Origin of the sequence: Candidatus Allofournierella excrementavium (assembly GCF_048526665.1) — a bacterium.
GTDB lineage: Bacteria > Bacillota > Clostridia > Oscillospirales > Ruminococcaceae > Allofournierella_A > Allofournierella_A excrementavium.
This window is the reverse complement of record NZ_DBGFPE010000026.1, coordinates 41,744-57,410: the sequence shown is the minus strand read 5'-3', so window position 1 is coordinate 57,410 and position 15,667 is coordinate 41,744. Positions and strand designations below refer to the sequence as shown.

Annotated in this window: 14 protein-coding genes; 4 read left to right on the top strand and 10 right to left on the bottom strand. The window is 66.2% G+C overall.

Features of this window, described 5'->3' with window-relative positions; translation table 11 throughout:
* Nucleotides 1–133 precede the first annotated feature (133 nt).
* Nucleotides 134–1,207: an ABC transporter substrate-binding protein gene (locus tag ACMI1Q_RS07235; RefSeq protein WP_419503282.1), complete on the bottom strand. Its 1,074-nt coding sequence runs from the start codon at nucleotides 1,205–1,207 to the stop codon at nucleotides 134–136.
* 335 nt (nucleotides 1,208–1,542) lie between these two features.
* Here ACMI1Q_RS07235 and ACMI1Q_RS07230 point away from each other — a divergent pair, with 335 nt between their 5' ends.
* Nucleotides 1,543–2,577 (top strand): LacI family DNA-binding transcriptional regulator, encoded by a 1,035-nt coding sequence (locus ACMI1Q_RS07230; RefSeq protein WP_419503281.1) that lies wholly within the window; start codon nucleotides 1,543–1,545, stop codon nucleotides 2,575–2,577.
* A gap of 6 nt (nucleotides 2,578–2,583) precedes the next feature.
* Here the strand turns inward: ACMI1Q_RS07230 and ACMI1Q_RS07225 are convergent, their stop codons facing one another.
* From ACMI1Q_RS07225 to ACMI1Q_RS07195, 7 genes are all read right to left on the bottom strand, one after another.
* Nucleotides 2,584–3,852, bottom strand: coding sequence for an AGE family epimerase/isomerase (locus tag ACMI1Q_RS07225; protein ID WP_419503280.1), 1,269 nt, complete (start codon nucleotides 3,850–3,852; stop codon nucleotides 2,584–2,586).
* Entirely contained in the window at nucleotides 3,852–4,931 is a 1,080-nt protein-coding gene (locus tag ACMI1Q_RS07220; protein ID WP_394979889.1) for an ABC transporter substrate-binding protein, read from the bottom strand. Before ACMI1Q_RS07220 ends, ACMI1Q_RS07225 begins: the two co-directional genes overlap by 1 nt.
* A 313-nt stretch (nucleotides 4,932–5,244) precedes the next feature.
* Nucleotides 5,245–6,036: an ABC transporter ATP-binding protein gene (locus ACMI1Q_RS07215; RefSeq protein WP_417025794.1), complete on the bottom strand. Its 792-nt coding sequence runs from the start codon at nucleotides 6,034–6,036 to the stop codon at nucleotides 5,245–5,247.
* A complete protein-coding gene (locus tag ACMI1Q_RS07210) occupies nucleotides 6,012–6,812 on the bottom strand; it encodes an ABC transporter permease subunit (protein WP_177522270.1) in 801 nt (266 codons plus the stop codon). Before ACMI1Q_RS07210 ends, ACMI1Q_RS07215 begins: the two co-directional genes overlap by 25 nt.
* 206 nt (nucleotides 6,813–7,018) lie before the next feature.
* Complete coding sequence (locus tag ACMI1Q_RS07205; protein WP_419503279.1) at nucleotides 7,019–8,353, bottom strand: metallophosphoesterase; 1,335 nt, start codon at nucleotides 8,351–8,353, stop codon at nucleotides 7,019–7,021.
* Between the two features lie 14 nt (nucleotides 8,354–8,367).
* On the bottom strand, nucleotides 8,368–9,315 hold the full coding sequence (gene gluQRS, locus ACMI1Q_RS07200) for a tRNA glutamyl-Q(34) synthetase GluQRS (protein ID WP_419503278.1): 948 nt from the start codon (nucleotides 9,313–9,315) through the stop codon (nucleotides 8,368–8,370).
* Complete coding sequence (locus tag ACMI1Q_RS07195) at nucleotides 9,315–10,607, bottom strand: M18 family aminopeptidase (protein WP_419503277.1); 1,293 nt, start codon at nucleotides 10,605–10,607, stop codon at nucleotides 9,315–9,317. The genes gluQRS and ACMI1Q_RS07195 overlap by 1 nt, the downstream gene beginning before the upstream one ends.
* 292 nt (nucleotides 10,608–10,899) lie before the next feature.
* Between ACMI1Q_RS07195 and ACMI1Q_RS07190 the strand changes: the two genes are divergently transcribed.
* Nucleotides 10,900–11,493, top strand: a complete 594-nt coding sequence (locus tag ACMI1Q_RS07190) for a hypothetical protein (RefSeq protein WP_419503276.1) — start codon at nucleotides 10,900–10,902, stop codon at nucleotides 11,491–11,493.
* 75 nt (nucleotides 11,494–11,568) lie between these two features.
* Here the strand turns inward: ACMI1Q_RS07190 and ACMI1Q_RS07185 are convergent, their stop codons facing one another.
* Together ACMI1Q_RS07185 and ACMI1Q_RS07180 are read right to left on the bottom strand one after the other, a co-directional pair.
* Nucleotides 11,569–12,693 (bottom strand): DUF362 domain-containing protein, encoded by a 1,125-nt coding sequence (locus ACMI1Q_RS07185; protein WP_419503275.1) that lies wholly within the window; start codon nucleotides 12,691–12,693, stop codon nucleotides 11,569–11,571.
* A gap of 27 nt (nucleotides 12,694–12,720) precedes the next feature.
* Nucleotides 12,721–13,542 carry an undecaprenyl-diphosphate phosphatase gene (locus ACMI1Q_RS07180; RefSeq protein WP_417025800.1) on the bottom strand — a complete coding sequence of 274 codons (822 nt, stop codon included), beginning with the start codon at nucleotides 13,540–13,542 and terminating at the stop codon, nucleotides 12,721–12,723.
* Between the two features lie 307 nt (nucleotides 13,543–13,849).
* Between ACMI1Q_RS07180 and ACMI1Q_RS07175 the strand changes: the two genes are divergently transcribed.
* Both ACMI1Q_RS07175 and ACMI1Q_RS07170 read left to right on the top strand, forming a co-directional pair.
* Nucleotides 13,850–14,257 (top strand): hypothetical protein, encoded by a 408-nt coding sequence (locus tag ACMI1Q_RS07175; RefSeq protein ID WP_419503274.1) that lies wholly within the window; start codon nucleotides 13,850–13,852, stop codon nucleotides 14,255–14,257.
* Nucleotide 14,258: 1 nt separating this feature from the next.
* Entirely contained in the window at nucleotides 14,259–15,659 is a 1,401-nt protein-coding gene (locus ACMI1Q_RS07170) for a PH domain-containing protein (protein WP_419503273.1), read from the top strand.
* The last annotated feature ends 8 nt before the right edge of the window (nucleotides 15,660–15,667 follow it).

The window sequence follows — 15,667 nt, the reverse complement described above, 5'->3', positions numbered from 1 at the left end:
CCCTTTCTCGTGTTACTGACATTATATCACAACACGGCCGCTGCCGGGGGGCTTTTGTGCGCTGACACGAAAAAAAGGGGGCATAAAGAATGCCTTTATGCCCCCTTGCAGGTCCTATGCGGTTTTAAGCGGCTCAGGCGCCGTAGTTGGCGGCCACGGCCTCTTCCATGACGTCGAACATCACATAGTTCTCAACGGGAACTTCCTCGGTGATGCGGCCGGCGTCGATGAACACCTTCTGCTGGTTCTCGTAGTAGCTCTTCACGGTGCCGTCTTCCAGGCCGGCAGCCACGAACTCACCGGTGAGCCAGTTGCCCTCGCCCACGCAGTCCAGCATGGTCTGCTCGTCGGCCTTGCACTGCTTGGCGACCCACTTGGCCACCTCTTCGATGTTGTCGGCGCGGTAGTCCTGAGCCATCAGCAGAGCGCGGCTGAAGCGCACCAGAACGTCGTGGTTCTCATTGGCGAACTTCTCGGTGGTGATGAAGCTGGAGGGGAAGGTGACCTGGTCAACATAGTCGTTGTTGGTGGCCAGGGTCAGGGCCTTGTCGCCCAGAGCGTTGGCGATGGTCATGGTGCTGGGGCTCCAGGTGGCGCAGGCGTCCACGCCGCCGCTGACCATGGCGCTCACCATGCCGTTGGCGTCCATCTCCACCAGGGTAACGTCGTCCTGGGTCAGGCCGGCGGAAGCCAGGGCCAGGTTCAGGATGATCTCGGCGGAGGTGCCGCTGGACACGGCGATGGTCTTGCCCTTCAGGTCGGCGATGCTGCTGATGCCCTTGTCGGTGTTGGCCACAACGGCGTCAGCCAGGCTGGTGCAGTCCAGATGGAAGATCTTGGCCTGGCCCTCGATGCACAGGGCATGGGCGCCGTGGCCGATCTGGGAAATGTCGATGTCGCCGGAAGCCATGGCGGCGATCTCCTGGGGGCCGCCCTGGAACTCGGTCAGGGTGACGTTCAGGCCCATCTGCTCAAAGTAGCCCATGTTCAGAGCGGTGGCCAGCAGGCTGTTGGAACCCATGTTGGGCATGTAGGCAACGCGCAGGTCAACGGTCTCGAACTCCTCGGCGGGCTCGGAAGCGGGGGTGGAAGCAGAGGTGCTGCCGGAAGCAGGGGTGGAAGCAGGGGTGCTGCTGGGGGTGCTGCCGCAGGCGGCCAGGCTCAGGGCCATAACGCCTGCCAGCGCGAGGCTGATAAGCTTTTTCATGTGTATCTTCCTCCATTGTTTTTGGACCGGCGGGCCGGGGCCCGCCTCGGTGTGCCGAAAAAGAAGACGCCTTTTCCGGCTGTCGTCATCTCAAAGTATACGCGCCGGGCCGGGCATTGAAAAGTATGAAATATTCTCATACCAAGCCTGGATAGTTTTTGGCCAAAACGCCCAAAAAAGGCCGCCCGGCCTTGGCCAAACCGCCGGGCCGGGCAGCCCAAAACAATGGGGGATGTCATTTTTTGTAATCACCCGCGGCCGCCGCGCCGCCGCATTGACAAGCCGCGCGGTTTCGGGTACGCTTAGAAAAAAAGCGAGGAAGGGAGGCTTTCGGCGTGGCGTCTCACAACTCAAAAGCCACCATCTGGGACGTGGCCGCCGAGGCGGGGGTGTCCATCACCACCGTCTCCCGCTACATGAACGGCACCCAGCGGGTGGGGCCGGCGGCCTCGGAGGCCATCGAGCGGGCCATCCGCAAGCTGGACTATCTGCCCAACGCCAACGTGCGCAGCATCAAGCTGCGCCAGACCCGCACCGTGGCCATCATCGTGCCGGACATCTCCAACTTCTTTCTGGCCCGGGTGTGCCGCCGGGTGGAGCATCTGCTCTATCAGGCGGGCTACGCCCTCATCATCGGCAGCACCGGCAACAACGTGGAGAAGGAACACCGCTGCATCCGCAGCATGCTGGAGCGGCGGGTGGACGGGCTGCTCATCTCCTCGGCGGGGCAGAACAACGACCTTTTGCGCCGCGCGGCGGCGGACGGCCTGCCCATGGTGCTGTTCGAGAGCCCCCAGCCCGACCTGGGCGGGGTGGACTATGTGCTGGAGGACAACCGGGCCAACGCCCGGCTCATCACCCGCACGGTGCTGGAGCACGGCCACCGAAAGATAAGCTTTCTCAAGGGCTTTGCCCACTCCACTCTGGCGGAGGAGCGCTGGCTGGGCTTCTGCGACGCGCTGGCCGAGGCCGGCCTTGCGCCCGAAGACGCCCTGGTGTGGGAGAACTGCCGCGACCGCACCGACTGCGCGCCGGTGCTGGAGGCGCTGCGCCGCCAGCCGGGGCTGTTCACCGCGGTCATCGCCAGCACGCCGGAACAGATGAAGTTTCTGGTGATGGAGGCCCGCCGCCAGAAGGTGAGCATCCCGGGGCAGCTGTCCCTCACCGGCTTCGGCATCGAGGACTACACCGCCCTGTTCCCCTTCGAGACCACCTGCATCCTCTCCGACCCGCTGGCCAACGCCGACGCGCTGGTGGCGCTGATTTTGCACCGCATGGCCCAGGCGCGGGACGGGGAGAATTTCGGCGAGCCCCAGCGGCGCATCATCCCCTGCCGCTTCGCCCAGGGCGATTCGGTGGGGCGGGTGTGAGCTTTCTCACGCCAGCCGCCGGGCCAGAAGATAGAGCGCCCGGGTGATGTGATAGGGGTCCTTCACCGGCAGGCGGCCGCCCACCGGCCCGGCAAGGGGCCGGCCGGCCCGGTCCCGCAGCTGCAGCCACTCCCCCACCTGCTTGTCGGGGTTGGGGAAGGTGGAGAAGGTGTAGTCGTGCAGTTTTCGGAACCAGTCCCGGTGCGCTTCTCCCCCGCCGGCCTGCACACAGACCAGATGGGCGTAGAGCGCCTCCAGCTGGGGCCACCAGAGCTTGTTGCTCCAGTCCCGCACGGCGGCGTCCGCCAGTTCCTGTTCGGGGGCGTAGCGGCGGCCCTTGGGCGCGCCGCCCTCCCGGTCCAGATAGTACATCATGCCGCCGAACTCGCCGTCCCAGGCAAGGGCGGTGGTGGCAAGGCAGGCGTCCATGGCGCGGCGGCGGTCTTCGGCCGAAAGGCCCAGCCAGTCCGCCTCTTCCAGCAAAAACCACATGCACTCGCAGGTATGGCCGGGGTTGATGTGGCGGCCATAGAGGGTGTCCAGGGGCTGTCCGTCGGCCGACAGGCACTCCAGCAGCACCCCTTCGGGCTGAAGAAAATCATCCAGCACCCGCCGGGCGGCCCGGCGCGCGGCATCGCGCGCCCAGGCCGCCTTTTCCGTTTCGCCCAGCGCGCGCAGCACCCGGGCCACCTCGGCGGCGGTGTTGACCAGGATCATCGACACTGCCTGGCTGCGCCAGCCGTCGGGCAGCTGGTCGGGGGCGGTGGGGAACCGCCCCTCCTCGGCCAGCTTCACGGCGTTTTGGAACAGGCCCCAGGCCGCGTCCATCGGCTCCGGCCAGCGGCACAGCTCGGCCCAGGCCGCAAGGCCCATGGCGGCAAAGCAGTCGGCAAAGGCGCTGGGGCAAAGCCCCGCCCCGGGGAACGCCTCCTTGGGGCGGCCCTGCCGGTCCACCAGGAACACCGCCCGGGGGCCTTCGGTGAGGCAGTGCCCTTCCAGAAAGGCCGCGCCCTTCTGGGCCAGCAGGCGGCAGCGCTCCCTCGTTTCGTCGCTCAGCCGCACCAGCGGGTCGGCGGCGAGGCGGGAATACATCCACACGCAGCGGCCCTGGCTCCAGACGTATTTGTCGGTGCTGAGCAGCGTCGCGCCGGTGGGGTCGATGCAGGTGTAAAAGCCCCCCAGCTCCTCGTCCGAGCGGGCCAGCCAGTAGGGCAGCACCACTTCGGTGAGGTGGTCGGTGTAGAACCGGCGCAGCGCTTCTTTTGTGCGTTCCATCAGCTCTTGGCGGCGGTGTAGGCGTCGGCGGCCTTCTGCATCACGTCAAACAGAACGTAGTCGCTCACGGGCACCTTCTCGGGGATGCGGCCGCTGTCCACAAAGACCTGCTGCTGGCTGTCGTAGTACTGCTCGATGGTGCCGTCGGCCAGCGCGCCCACCAGGAACTCGCCGGTGAGCCACTCGCCGGAATCCTTGGTGGCCAGGATGGTCTCGGGGTCGGCCTCGATCTCCTTGGCCAGCCACTCGCAGACCTGCTCGATGTTGGCGGCGCGGTAGTCCTGCGCCTTCATCAGGGCCTGGGTGAAGCGGACCAGGATGTCCTCATGCTCGCTGGCGTACTTCTCGGTGGCAACGAAGCTGCCGGGGAAGGTGACGGTGTCCACAAAGTCGCCGTTGCTGCCAAGGCTGACGCACTTGTCGCCCATCTGCTCCTTGATGGTGGTGGTGCTGGGGGCCCAGGTGGCGCAGGCGTCGATCTGGCCGCTGATCATGGCGGAAACGCAGCCGTTGGCGTCCATCTCCACCACGGTCACGTCGTCGGTGGTGAGGCCGGCGGTGCCCAGCACCAGATCCAGCACGATCTCGGCGGAGGTGCCGGCGGTGGAGGCGATGGTCTTGCCCTTCAGGTCGGCCACGGTCTCGATGCCGCGCTCGGTGTTGGCCAGCACCTCATCGGAGATGCCCAGCAGGTCCAGCGCGAAAATTTTGGCCTGGCCCTCGATGCACAGGGCGTGAGCGCCGTGGCCGATCTGGGCGATGTCGATGTCGCCGGAGGCCATGGCCGCGATCTCGGCGGGGCCGCCCTGGAACTGGGTCAGCTCCACATCCAGGCCCACTTCGTCGAAGTAGCCCATCTCGATGCCGGTGATGAGGGACGAGCCGCTGCCCATGTTGGGCATGTAGGCCACCCGCACGGTGGCGCGCTCGTACTCGGGCGCGTCGGACGCCGTGGAGGCGGAGCCGCCGGTGCTGCCGGAGCCGGAAGCGGGCGCGGCGGAAGAGGGGGCGGAGCCGCAGCCGGCCAGCATCGCGCAGGCCAGGGCGGCGCACAGGGCAGCTTTGAGTGTCTTTTTCATGCGGATTCTCCTTTTCTGTCGTTCGATTTTCCAAAGGCGGCGGGCACGCCCCGCCGCCGGGCTTGGAAAATGTTTTCTTGCTTTCAGTATAAGGAAAACATTTTCATAATAAAAGTATGAAGTTTTATCCTCCTTTTTTGTTCGGAATTTGGCATTTCGCCGGATTTCACCCTTTTTCATTGTACAAAACAGATGTGTCGAATGGAAAAAGAAGAAGACGCTTGTAATATTTTGTAACACTCCCGGCTCCCTTTTTTGCACAAAAAATCCCCCGGAGCTTTCGCTCCGGGGGCGTGCTTGGCACGGGATGCGCTTATTTGCGCACTTCCAGATACTCCTGATACACCTGGCTCCAGATGTAGTTCTTGAGTTCCAGGAAGCGGGGGCTCATCTTGGTCTCCTGGTCGCGGGGATAGGGGATGTCGATGTCCACGATCTCCTTGATGCGGCCGGGGCGGGCGCTCATGATGACCACCTTCTGGCCCAGGATGATGGCCTCGTCCACGTCGTGGGTGATGAAGAAGCAGGTCTTCTGCTCGGTCTCCCAGGTCTTCAGCAGCTCGGTCTGCAGCTGGGTGCGGGTCTGAGCGTCCAGCGCGCCGAAGGGTTCGTCCATCAGCAGCACCTGGGGCTCGGCGGCGTAGGCGCGGGCGATGGCCACGCGCTGCTTCATGCCGCCGGACAGCTCCTTGGGATAGTGGTTGGCAAACTTCTCCAGGTCCACCATCTTGAGGTACTTATCCACAATGGCGTCGGCCTCGGCGCCCTTGATGCCGCGCATGTCCAGCGCGAACTTGACATTGTTGCGCACGGTCAGCCAGGGGAACAGGGCGTACTGCTGGAACACCACGCCGCGCTCGGGGCCGGGGCCCTCCACCTTCTTGCCGTCCACATAGACGTTGCCGCTGGTGGGCTCCAGCAGGCCGGCGATGATGTTCAGAATGGTGGACTTGCCGCAGCCGGAGGGGCCAACCACCGTGATGAATTCGTTCTCGTGGATGTCCAGATTGACGCCGTTCAGGGCGATCATCTCGCCGCCCCGGCCGTTGAACTTCTTGACGACGTTGTCGATCTTGACCTTTACTGCTGCACTGTTTCCTGCCATCCTGTGAGCCTCCTCTCTAAGAACCGAACCAGCTTCTCCATGGAGATGCCGATGATGCCGATGACGATGATGCCCATGAGCACGGTGCCCATGTCGTAGTAGCCGCTGGCCTTCTGGATCATCATGCCCAGGCCCTCGGAAGCGCCGGTCAGCTCGGCGGCCACCAGGGTGGTCAGCGCGGCGGACAGGCCCAGACGGGCGCCGGTGAGGATGAAGGGGGTGGAAGCGGGAATGACCACCCGGAAGAAGATGTCACGGTCGGTGGCGCCCAGGATGCGGGCGGCCTTGATGAGGGTGACGTCCACGTTGCACACGCCCTGGTAGATGGTGACCACCAGCACCAGGAAGCAGGCGATGAAGATCACGATGATCTTGGAGGGCTCGCCAACGCCGGCGCCAACGATGACCAGAGGGATGTAGGCAAGGGGCGGGATGTTACGCACGAACTGGATCCAGGGCTCCACCACATGGCGGAAGGGGGCGTACCAGCCCATCAGGAAGGCCACGGGGATGGAAGCCACAAAGCCCAGGCTGAAGCCCACGATCACGCGGAACAGGCTGTGGCCGATGTGGGTGAGCAGGGTGCCGTCCTGGATCTTGCTGATCAGGCTCTCCACCACCTCGGGGGGAGTGGCGAACACGACGCCGCCTTTTTCAGTGTGGGAGATGACGACCCACAAAAGCAGCGCGGCAGCCAGCGAAATGACGATCCAGACCCCATTGGGAATGGACGCTACGAACTTGGAAAAGCCGGTTTTCTTTTTCGAACTGAACATAGCGGTTTTTCTTCCTCCTTTTGCAAAGATAGCGCGGCGCGGCGCGTCATTTTCTATTCTTAGGCTACCATCAAATGCGCCCGGTGCAAAGTATGAAATATTCTCATACCAAATCCGGGCGGCGCGGCGGGCGGAAAAAGGCCGGCGGGGCAGGGCCTCTTCCCTGCTCCGCCGACCTTTGCGCCGTTTTTTCAGGATATTCCCCGTCAGGCGGCGGGGTCGATGTGCAGATGACAGTGGTCGCCCTGCGCCTCGTTCACAAGGGTGGAAAGATAGCGGGCGGTGTCCACGCCCTGCTCCCCCGCCCGCGTCACGGCGGCCCAGTCCGGCGAAGCCGTCAGTTCGTCGGCGGCCTCGCGGGTGAGGGCGCCGGAGAAGTAGAGCACGTTCGCCTCGCCCATCACCCGGCGGAAGGCGGCGGCGTCCTCCTCGCCCAGGGCCTCCACGAACTTGTCCGCGCCGCGGCTGGTGGAGTTCTGGGCGAACTGCTCCCGCCCGAAGGCGGAGAAGTCGGCGAACACCGGGTCGGTCTGGCCGGTGGCGGCGGCCCAGGCGGTCACGTCGGTGGGCTTTGCCTCGTAGTCATAGGAGGCGCGGCCCGCCCCGTCGGGACGGACGGTGACCCGCCCGGAGAGGTAGGGCCACACCGCAAGGCTCTCGGAGGCCACGTCCCACACCTGCTGCCCCTCTTCGCCCTGCCACAGGGCGATGTGCTGGGGGTGCAGGTGGCCGCTGAACACCAGCTGCCCGCCGTACTGTGCCAGAAGTTCGCCCAGGCGGTCGTTGTCGTAGATGCGGTAGCCGGTGGTGAACCGCTCGTTGTGCACCGCCAGATTCTGGTGCAGCGCCACCAGGGGCACCGCCCCCGCGGCGGCGCACTTTTTCAGCTGCTTTTCCAGCCAGGTCCAGGTGCCGTCCTGCACCACCCCGCCGACGCAATAGGGAAAGCCCGGCTCATGGAGGTAGTAGGGCTGGGTGTCCAGCATGAAGAGCCAGACCCCGGCGTTCAGTTTGACCATGTAGCTGAGGCTGGCGTTGTCCCGGCTGTCGGCGGCGGAAAAGCCGCAGTTTTTATAGATCTCCTCAAACTCCTCCGGCGTGACGAAGTCGGTCGCCGCCTGCTCGCTGCCCAGATAGGTGGCGGCGGCGTAGTTGTTCACGTCGTGGTTGCCGGGCAGCACATACACCGGCACCCCCGCCTCCACCACCTTATTCAGCTTTGCCGCCAGCTCCTGGTGGCTGGCCTTCTCGCCGTTGAAGGTCAGATCGCCGGTCAAGATCAACGCATCGGGTTTGTCCTCCGCCACCCCGGCCAGAAAGGCGTCGGTGATGGGGCGGATGTAGTCCAGCTGGCGGCCGTCGCCCTCCTCCACCACGCGGGTGAACAGTTCGCCCCCGTCCTCGATGGCCTCGCCCACATAGTGCAGGTCGCTGGCCACCGCCAGGGTCGCCGGGGCGGCGGGAGGCACCTTGCGCCCGCAGCCGGAGAGGGCTGCCGCCGCAAGCAGCGCGGCCAGCGCCGCCGCGAGAGTCTTTTTCACGGGTATCTCCCCTTTCAGTCAAACAGGCCCCGGGGCAGAAGGATGTCCTCTTTGGGCACCTTTTCCCAGGAAAAACTTTTTACGAGCGCTGCCGCCGCCACGGGTTCGGGCCTTTCCAGCAGCCCCGCCGCAAAGGCCAGCCGGCCCACCACCTCTTCGGGGGAAAAGCGGCTTTGCAGCGTTTCCAGGCTCACGTCCCCGTCCCGCTTGGAGAGCCGCCGCCCGTCCGGGGCCAGCAGCAGGGGCAGGTGATAAAATTCCGGGGCGGGCAGGCCCAGCAGTTTATAAAGGTAGAGCTGCCGCGGGGTGGACTGCAAAAGGTCCGCCCCCCGCACCACCTGGGTTACCCCCATCAGCGCGTCGTCCACCACCACCGCCAGCTGGTAGGCGAACACCCCGTCCCCCCGGCGCACCACAAAGTCGCCGCAGTCGGCGGGCAGGTATTCCTCGTACCGGCCCAGATGGCCGTCGGTGAAGGAGACGGTCTCCTCCCCCACCCGCAGCCGCCATGCCGGCGGGCGCCGGGCCGCGCGGCGGCGCACCTCTTCCGCAGAGAGGCCCCGGCAGGCCCCGGAATAGACGGGGGTGCCGTCCGACCGGTGGGGGGCGCTGGCCGCGTGGAGCTGGCTGCGGCTGCAAAAGCAGGGATAGATAAGGCCCATCTCCGTGAGCTTTTTAAAATAGGTCTCGTAAATCTCCGAGCGCTCGCTCTGGTAGTAGGGGCCGTTGGGCCCGCCCTCGCTGCCTCCTTCGTCCCAAAAAAGGCCCAGCCAGCGCAGGTCGGCCTCCAAGAGGTCCGCGAATTTGCGGGGGCAGCGCTCGGCGTCCAGGTCCTCGATGCGCAGCACCACCCGCCCGCCTTCGTGTTTGGCGGAAAGCCACGCCAGCAGGCTGCACAAGAGGTTCCCCAGGTGCATCCGGCCGGAGGGGCTGGGGGCGAAGCGCCCGGTCACGCCCGCCATCAGCCGATGGCCCAGCCGTTTTCCGCCGGGGTCAGCTTTGCCGCGTACCAGGCGGCGCAGGCCTTGTGCAGGGCGGCCACGTCGGAGGCCGCCGCGGTCTCCACGCAGGAGTGCATGGCCAGCTGGGGCAGGCCGATGTCCGCCATGGGCAGGGGCACCCGGGTGCCCAGGAGGTTGCCCAGGGTGCTGCCGCCGGGCATGTCCGGGCGGTTATAGTAGGTCTGCACCGGCACGCCCGCGCCCTCGCACACCGCCTTGAACAGGGCGGCGGTGAGGCCGGTGGTGGTGTATTTCTGGTTGGCGTTGAACTTCAGCACCACGCCGCCCCCCAGCCGCACCGGGAAGTCCCCGTCGGCATAAGAAGCGAAGTTCGGGTGGATGGCGTGGCCGTTGTCGGCGCTGAGGGCAAGGCTTTTCGCGATGCCCTGCCGGCGCTCATCCTCCGTCTCGCCCAGGGCCTCGCCGGCGGCGGCCAGCACGTCGGGCAAAAAGGTGCCCAGGGCACCCTGCCGGGTGCCGCTGCCCACCTCTTCGTTGTCGAACAGGCACCACACCGCGCCCTCGTCGGAGGCGGGCGCTTCCAAAAAGCCCTGGAGGGTGGCCCAGGCGCAGGCCAGATCGTCCAGCCGGGGGCAGAGGATGAGCTCGCCTTCCGCGCCGGCGGTGGTGCCCTCCTGGCGGCAGTAGAGCAGGATGTCCGCGCCCAGGATGTCCTTTACGGCGCAGCCCGCCTCGGCGGCCAGCAGCGCCTCGTAGTCCGCCGTCTTGTCGCCGGGGGCGAAGAGGGCCTGCATGTCCGCCTTGGGGTCGTATTTGTGGCCGTCGTTGAGGCCCCGGTCCAGATGGATGGCCGGGTGAGGCATCACCGCAAGATCCCGGTCGGGGGCGATGAGGCGGGCCTCCACCCCGGCGGCGGTGCGCACCAGCACCCGGCCCGCAAGGCCGAGGGGCCGGTCCAGCCAGGAGGCGCGGATCATGCCGCCGTAGCCCTCGGTGAGCAGCATGGTGCAGCCGCTCTTCACCGCCGCGCCCTTCACCCGGTAGGCGGGGCTGTCGGAGTGGGCGGCGGCGATGCGCCAGCCGGCAGCGGGGGCGGCGGGCTGCCGCCACGCGATGAGGCTGGAGCCCTCCCGGGTGGTGTAGTATTTCCCGCCGGGGACCAGCGTCCAGCTCTCCCGCTCTTCCAGGCGGGCGTAGCCGGCCTTTTCCAGGGCTTCGGCGGCGGTTTTCACCGCGTGCCAGGGGCTGGGGCTGCGGCGAATGAAGTCAAACAGCATGGTCAAATCGTTCATAGAGTGTAAGCACCTCGTTTTTTGGCGGGGGCGGCGGCGCTCTCGTCTTTTGGCACCGCGCCGCTCCGATTTTTTCTTTCATTATACGGCCCGCCCGCGGCGCCGTCAACGGCGGGGGGCGGGACCGGGAACAGGGAGGTTTTTGCAATGGACAAGAAAAAGCATTCCGGCTGGGCGGCCCTTGGGCTCGCGGTGGGATTTGCCGCGGTGGGCGTGTGTATTTTCCGGCTCATCCGCCATATACTAACGATAGACTAAACTGCGGAAGAACTGCGCGGGAGGAGGCAGTGAGATGAGACAAATTTGGCTGATGGTCTGCGCGGCCTTTCTGATGCTGGCCGCCTGCACGGTGCCGGGGGCCGCGCCCTCGGCGGGGGCGACGCCCGGGCCTTCCGCCGCGCCGCTGCCCACCCCCGCCGCCTCGGCCCGGGCCGGTGAGCTGCCCGCGGCCTCCGGGGATGAGTCCCAGGCGCAGGAGGCGGCGGGCCGGCCCGAGGCCCGGCCGGTGCAGGACCCCGAGGCCCTGACGGCGGCGCTGGAAGGCTGCGTGGCCTTTGGCGAGGGCGAGGCGGGGGTGAGCCTGAAAACGGCCATCGCCGCCGCCGACCTGCTGAACTGGGCCGAGGCCAGCGCCCGGGACAGCTCCATCGACGCCATGACCGCCCATCTGAGCGCATGGCTGGCGGAGCAGGACGCGGAGCGGCAGGCCCTGTTCTGGGCCAACTGGCCCGCGGTGGACGAACAGGCCTGGGCGATGGTGCGGGACCTGCCCGGCCAGCTGCCCCTGCTGGCGGACGCGGGCGACCCCCAACGCTATGACCGCTACACCCCCGCCTGCTACGAGCGCCTGCACTGCGCGGTGGAAAAATATCTGGAAGCGGACTGAACAAAGGCCCCGGAAGGAATCTCCTTCCGGGGCCTTTTATACTGTTTGTAATTTATTTCGGTTTTATACCAAGGTTCACACCTTCACCAGTTCATACTCCCGGGTGCCCAGGCCGATCTTCTCGCCGTGCTCCAGGGCGGACTGCCAGTGGGTGACGGGGGCGCTGTCGGTGAAGTGGTCGCCGCAGGCGCAGAAGCCCGGGGTGGCCAGATTGTCCGCCAGCTGGCTGTCGGCCAGAACGGGCATGTTGTTGCAGGCGTCGGCACAGGCCTGGTCCAGCGCCACCGGGTCGAAGGAGGCGAACATGCCCACATCGGGGATGATGGGCGCGTCGTTCTCGGAGTGGCAGTCGCAGTTGGGGGAAACATCCATCACCAGGTTGATGTGGAAGCTGGGCCGGCCGTCCACCACCGCCTTGGCGTATTCGGCGATGCGGTAGTTCAGCAGCTTGCTGGCCGCGTCGGAGGGGCAGGAGATGGCGTCGAAGTTGCAGCGGCCCAGGCAGCGCCCGCAGCCCACGCACCTGCCCTGGTCGATGGAGGCCTTGTTCGCCCCGTCAAAGGAGATGGCCCCCTGGGCGCAGTCCTTTTCGCAGGCGTGGCACCCGCGGCACAGCTCCTGGTCCACCTGGGGCTTGCCGGAGGAGTGCTGCTCCATCTTGCCCGCGCGGCTGCCGCTGCCCATGCCCAGGTTCTTGATGGCGCCGCCGAAGCCGGTGGCCTCGTGGCCCTTGAAGTGGTTGAGGCTGATGATGACGTCCGCGTCCATGATGGCCCGGCCGATCTTGGCCTCTTTCACATACTCGCCGCCCGCCACCGGCACCAGCGCCTCGTCGGTGCCCTTGAGGCCGTCGGCGATGATGACCTGGCAGCCGGTGGAGAAGGGGGTGAACCCGTTTTCATAGGCCGCCTCGATGTGCTCCAGCGCGTGCTTGCGGCGGCCCACATAGAGGGTGTTGCAGTCGGTCAAAAAGGGCCGGCCGCCCTGGGCCTTGACGACGTCCGCCAGGGCCTTGGCGTAGTTGGGCCGCAGGTAGGACAGGTTGCCCGGCTCGCCGAAATGAATTTTGATGGCCACGAATTTGTCCTGCATGTCGATGGTGTCCAGCCCCGCCGCGCGCACCAGCCGCTGCAGTTTCTGCAGCAGGTTCAGGCCGGGTTTGGCCCGCAGGTCGCTGTAATAAACTTTTGCCTTTTCCATCTTGTTTTACACTCCTTACACCAAAAATCAGAATCCCAGAAAGGCGGCCGCCAGCACCACCGCGCCCAGGGCGATGCGGTACCAGCCGAACACCTTGAAATTGTGCTTTTGCACAAAGCTGACCAGAAAACGGATGGCCGCCACGCTCACCACAAAGGCCACCGCGCAGCCCAGCGCCAGCGCCGCCACCTCGCCGCCGGTGAAGGTGCCGCCGTCGGCCAAGAACTTCACCAGCTTCAGGCCGCTGGCCCCGGCCATCACCGGGATGGCCAGAAAGAAGGTGAACTCCGCCGCCACCGGGCGGGCAAGCCCCAGCAGAAGGCCGCCCACGATGGTGGCGCCGCTGCGGGAGGTGCCGGGGATCATGGCCAGCACCTGCCAGCAGCCGATGATGAGGGCGTGGCGGTAGGTCAGCTGGTCCATGCGGCGCACCGTGGGCCGGCGGTGACGGTTCTCGATGAGGATGAAGAACACGCCGTAGAGAATGAGCATGGCTGCAACGGTGATATAATTATAAAGGTGGGCGTCCAGCCAGTCGTCCAGCAAAAGACCCAGCACCATGGCAGGCAGGGTGGCCACCAGAATCTTGAACCACAGCTGCCACACCTCCGGGCGCTGGTACTTGTGGCGCGCATCGGTGGTGAAGGGCCACAGCCGCGGGAAATACAGCACCACCACCGCCAGGATGGCCCCCAGCTGGATGACCACCCGGAACATGCTCATGAATTCTTCCGAATAGGGCAGCGCCAGCAGCTTCTCCGCCAGAATGAGGTGGCCGGTGCTGCTGATGGGCAGCCACTCGGTGATGCCCTCGATGATGCCGTATAAAATGACCTTCAGGTATTCCATCGGTTCTCTCCTTTTTCACTGCGGGGGCCGCAGGGCCGCCCTTGTCTGTTTTTGTATTATACCATGGAGCGCCGGCGAAATGGTATCATTGCGCATCAAAAGCCGGTTGCCGGGCCGGCGTCAGCCGGAACGGCGAGGCGCTGCGCATGAAATGTATAACAGCCGTTTAGCGGCTATTATACCACAATTCTGTCCAAAACAGAACCCACTCCCCCTTCCCCTTTCTTTTCGGGGCGCAATCAAGTATAATCAGGTATGATCGGGGCAGAGTTCCCTCTGCCGCTGTTTTGAAAGGAGGCGATGGGCCATGGTGCGTTTCAGGCTGGACAAAAAAGGCGTTGCGGTGGTCTGCCTGTGGGCCCTGGCCCCGGGCGCTGCCGCCGCCCCCTTCATCTTCTGGCAGAGCATCGGCGCGGGGCTCGTGTTCGCCGCCTTCTGGCTGGGGCTGTGCCTCGGCTGGCTGCCCGCCCGCTGCGAGAGCTTTGAGGGCAGCGTCACTCTGGGCGAGGTGCGCATGAGCAGCGGCCTTCTGTTCAAGACCAGCCGCCGCCTGCCCACCCGCTGGGTCAGCGCCTCGGCCCGGTTCTCCACTCCCCTTTTGCGCCTGTGCCGCTGCTGCGTGCTGGTGCTGGCCACCAGCGGCGCGCTGGTGGTTCTGCCCGGCCTCTCCGACGCCGACGCCGACGGCCTGCTTTCCTACCTGCAAGGAGGCTGACATGGAGGATATTCGCCTGAAAGGGCATTTCCATATCGTATATATCTTAAAAATTATACGCTACGGTCTGATTTTGTGTCTGGTGCCGATGATACAGGCCCTGCTGAACTTCGACTTGGAGAGCCTCTACCGGGCGCTGCGGCAGGACGCGGTCATCCTCATCGCCATGGCGGCGCTGGGGGCGGTGCTGTGGCGGCGGGTGGGCTTTGCCCTCACCGACAAGGCGCTGGTGCTGGACATGGGCATCCTGGTGCGCCGCCGGGCCAGCTTTGCCCGCCGGGACATCGCGGTGCTGGAGCAGGACCGGCCTCTGTGGCTGCGCCTTGCGGGGGGCAGCCGGGTGACGGTGTACATGGCCCGGGGCCGCGGGCGGAACAAGGCCACCTTCTACCTGCCCCGGCGGCAGGCGGCGGCCCTGGCGGAGACGCTGCTGCCGGTGAACTCCGAGGCGGTGCTCTTCGCCCCCACCCGCGCCGAGCGGGTGCGGCTGACCATGCTCAGCGCCAACATCGCCGCCACGGCGGCCCTGGTGCTGGTGAGCCTGCGGCAGACCCGGCGCATCCTGGGCGCGGGGCTGGAGCAGAAGCTGAACGACCTTGCCCTGGGGCAGCTGGCCCAGGTGGAAAAACTGCTGGAGCTGGTGCTGCCCGCCGGCGTGGCCTGGCTGGTCACGCTGGTGTTCGCCTTGTGGGGGGTGGCGCTGTTCTGGTCGCTGCTGTCCACCTCCGGGTTCAAGGTGTGCCGCAGCGGCGGGGTCATCCTGGCCAAGGGCGGCCACGTGAACCACAGCGAGCGGCGCATCGCCGTGCCCGCCATCAGCGCCTGCGACGTGCGCCTGTCCCCCGCGGGGCGGCTGCTGGGCCGCCGGGCGGTGTATCTGAGCGCCGGCAGCTACCGGGGGGGCGACATCCCGGTGCTGGTGTACAAGCCGGGGGCGGAGGCGCTGGTGCAGGCGCTGGTGCCCCAGTTCGCGCCCCCGCCCTACTCGCCGGAAGTGCTGGCCGGGCGCAGCCTGCCGCTGTTCCTCTGGAAGGGCGGCGCGGCCTTCGCCTTTTTCGGCGCGCTGATGGGGGTGAGCCTCTGGAAGATGCCCCGGCTCACGCCGCTGCTGGCGATGCCGCTGCTGCTCTGCCTGGGGCTGCTGCTGGCGGGGCTGGAGGCCTGGGTCACCGAGGGCGTCTGGCAGACCCCCGGCGGCACGCTGGCCGTTCAATACACCCGGGGCTACACCCGGCACACAGTCTATCTGCTCACGGCGGATCTTTCCCTCACCTGCCGCCAGACTCCCTTTTCGGAGTCGGTGGGCCGGTGCGACCTCATCGCCCGCCTGCCCTGCCGCGCACGGGTGAAGGCGCGGGCGGTGAAATACGCCCGGGCAGTGCGGCTGAAACTTGTACCCTGAAGAAAGAA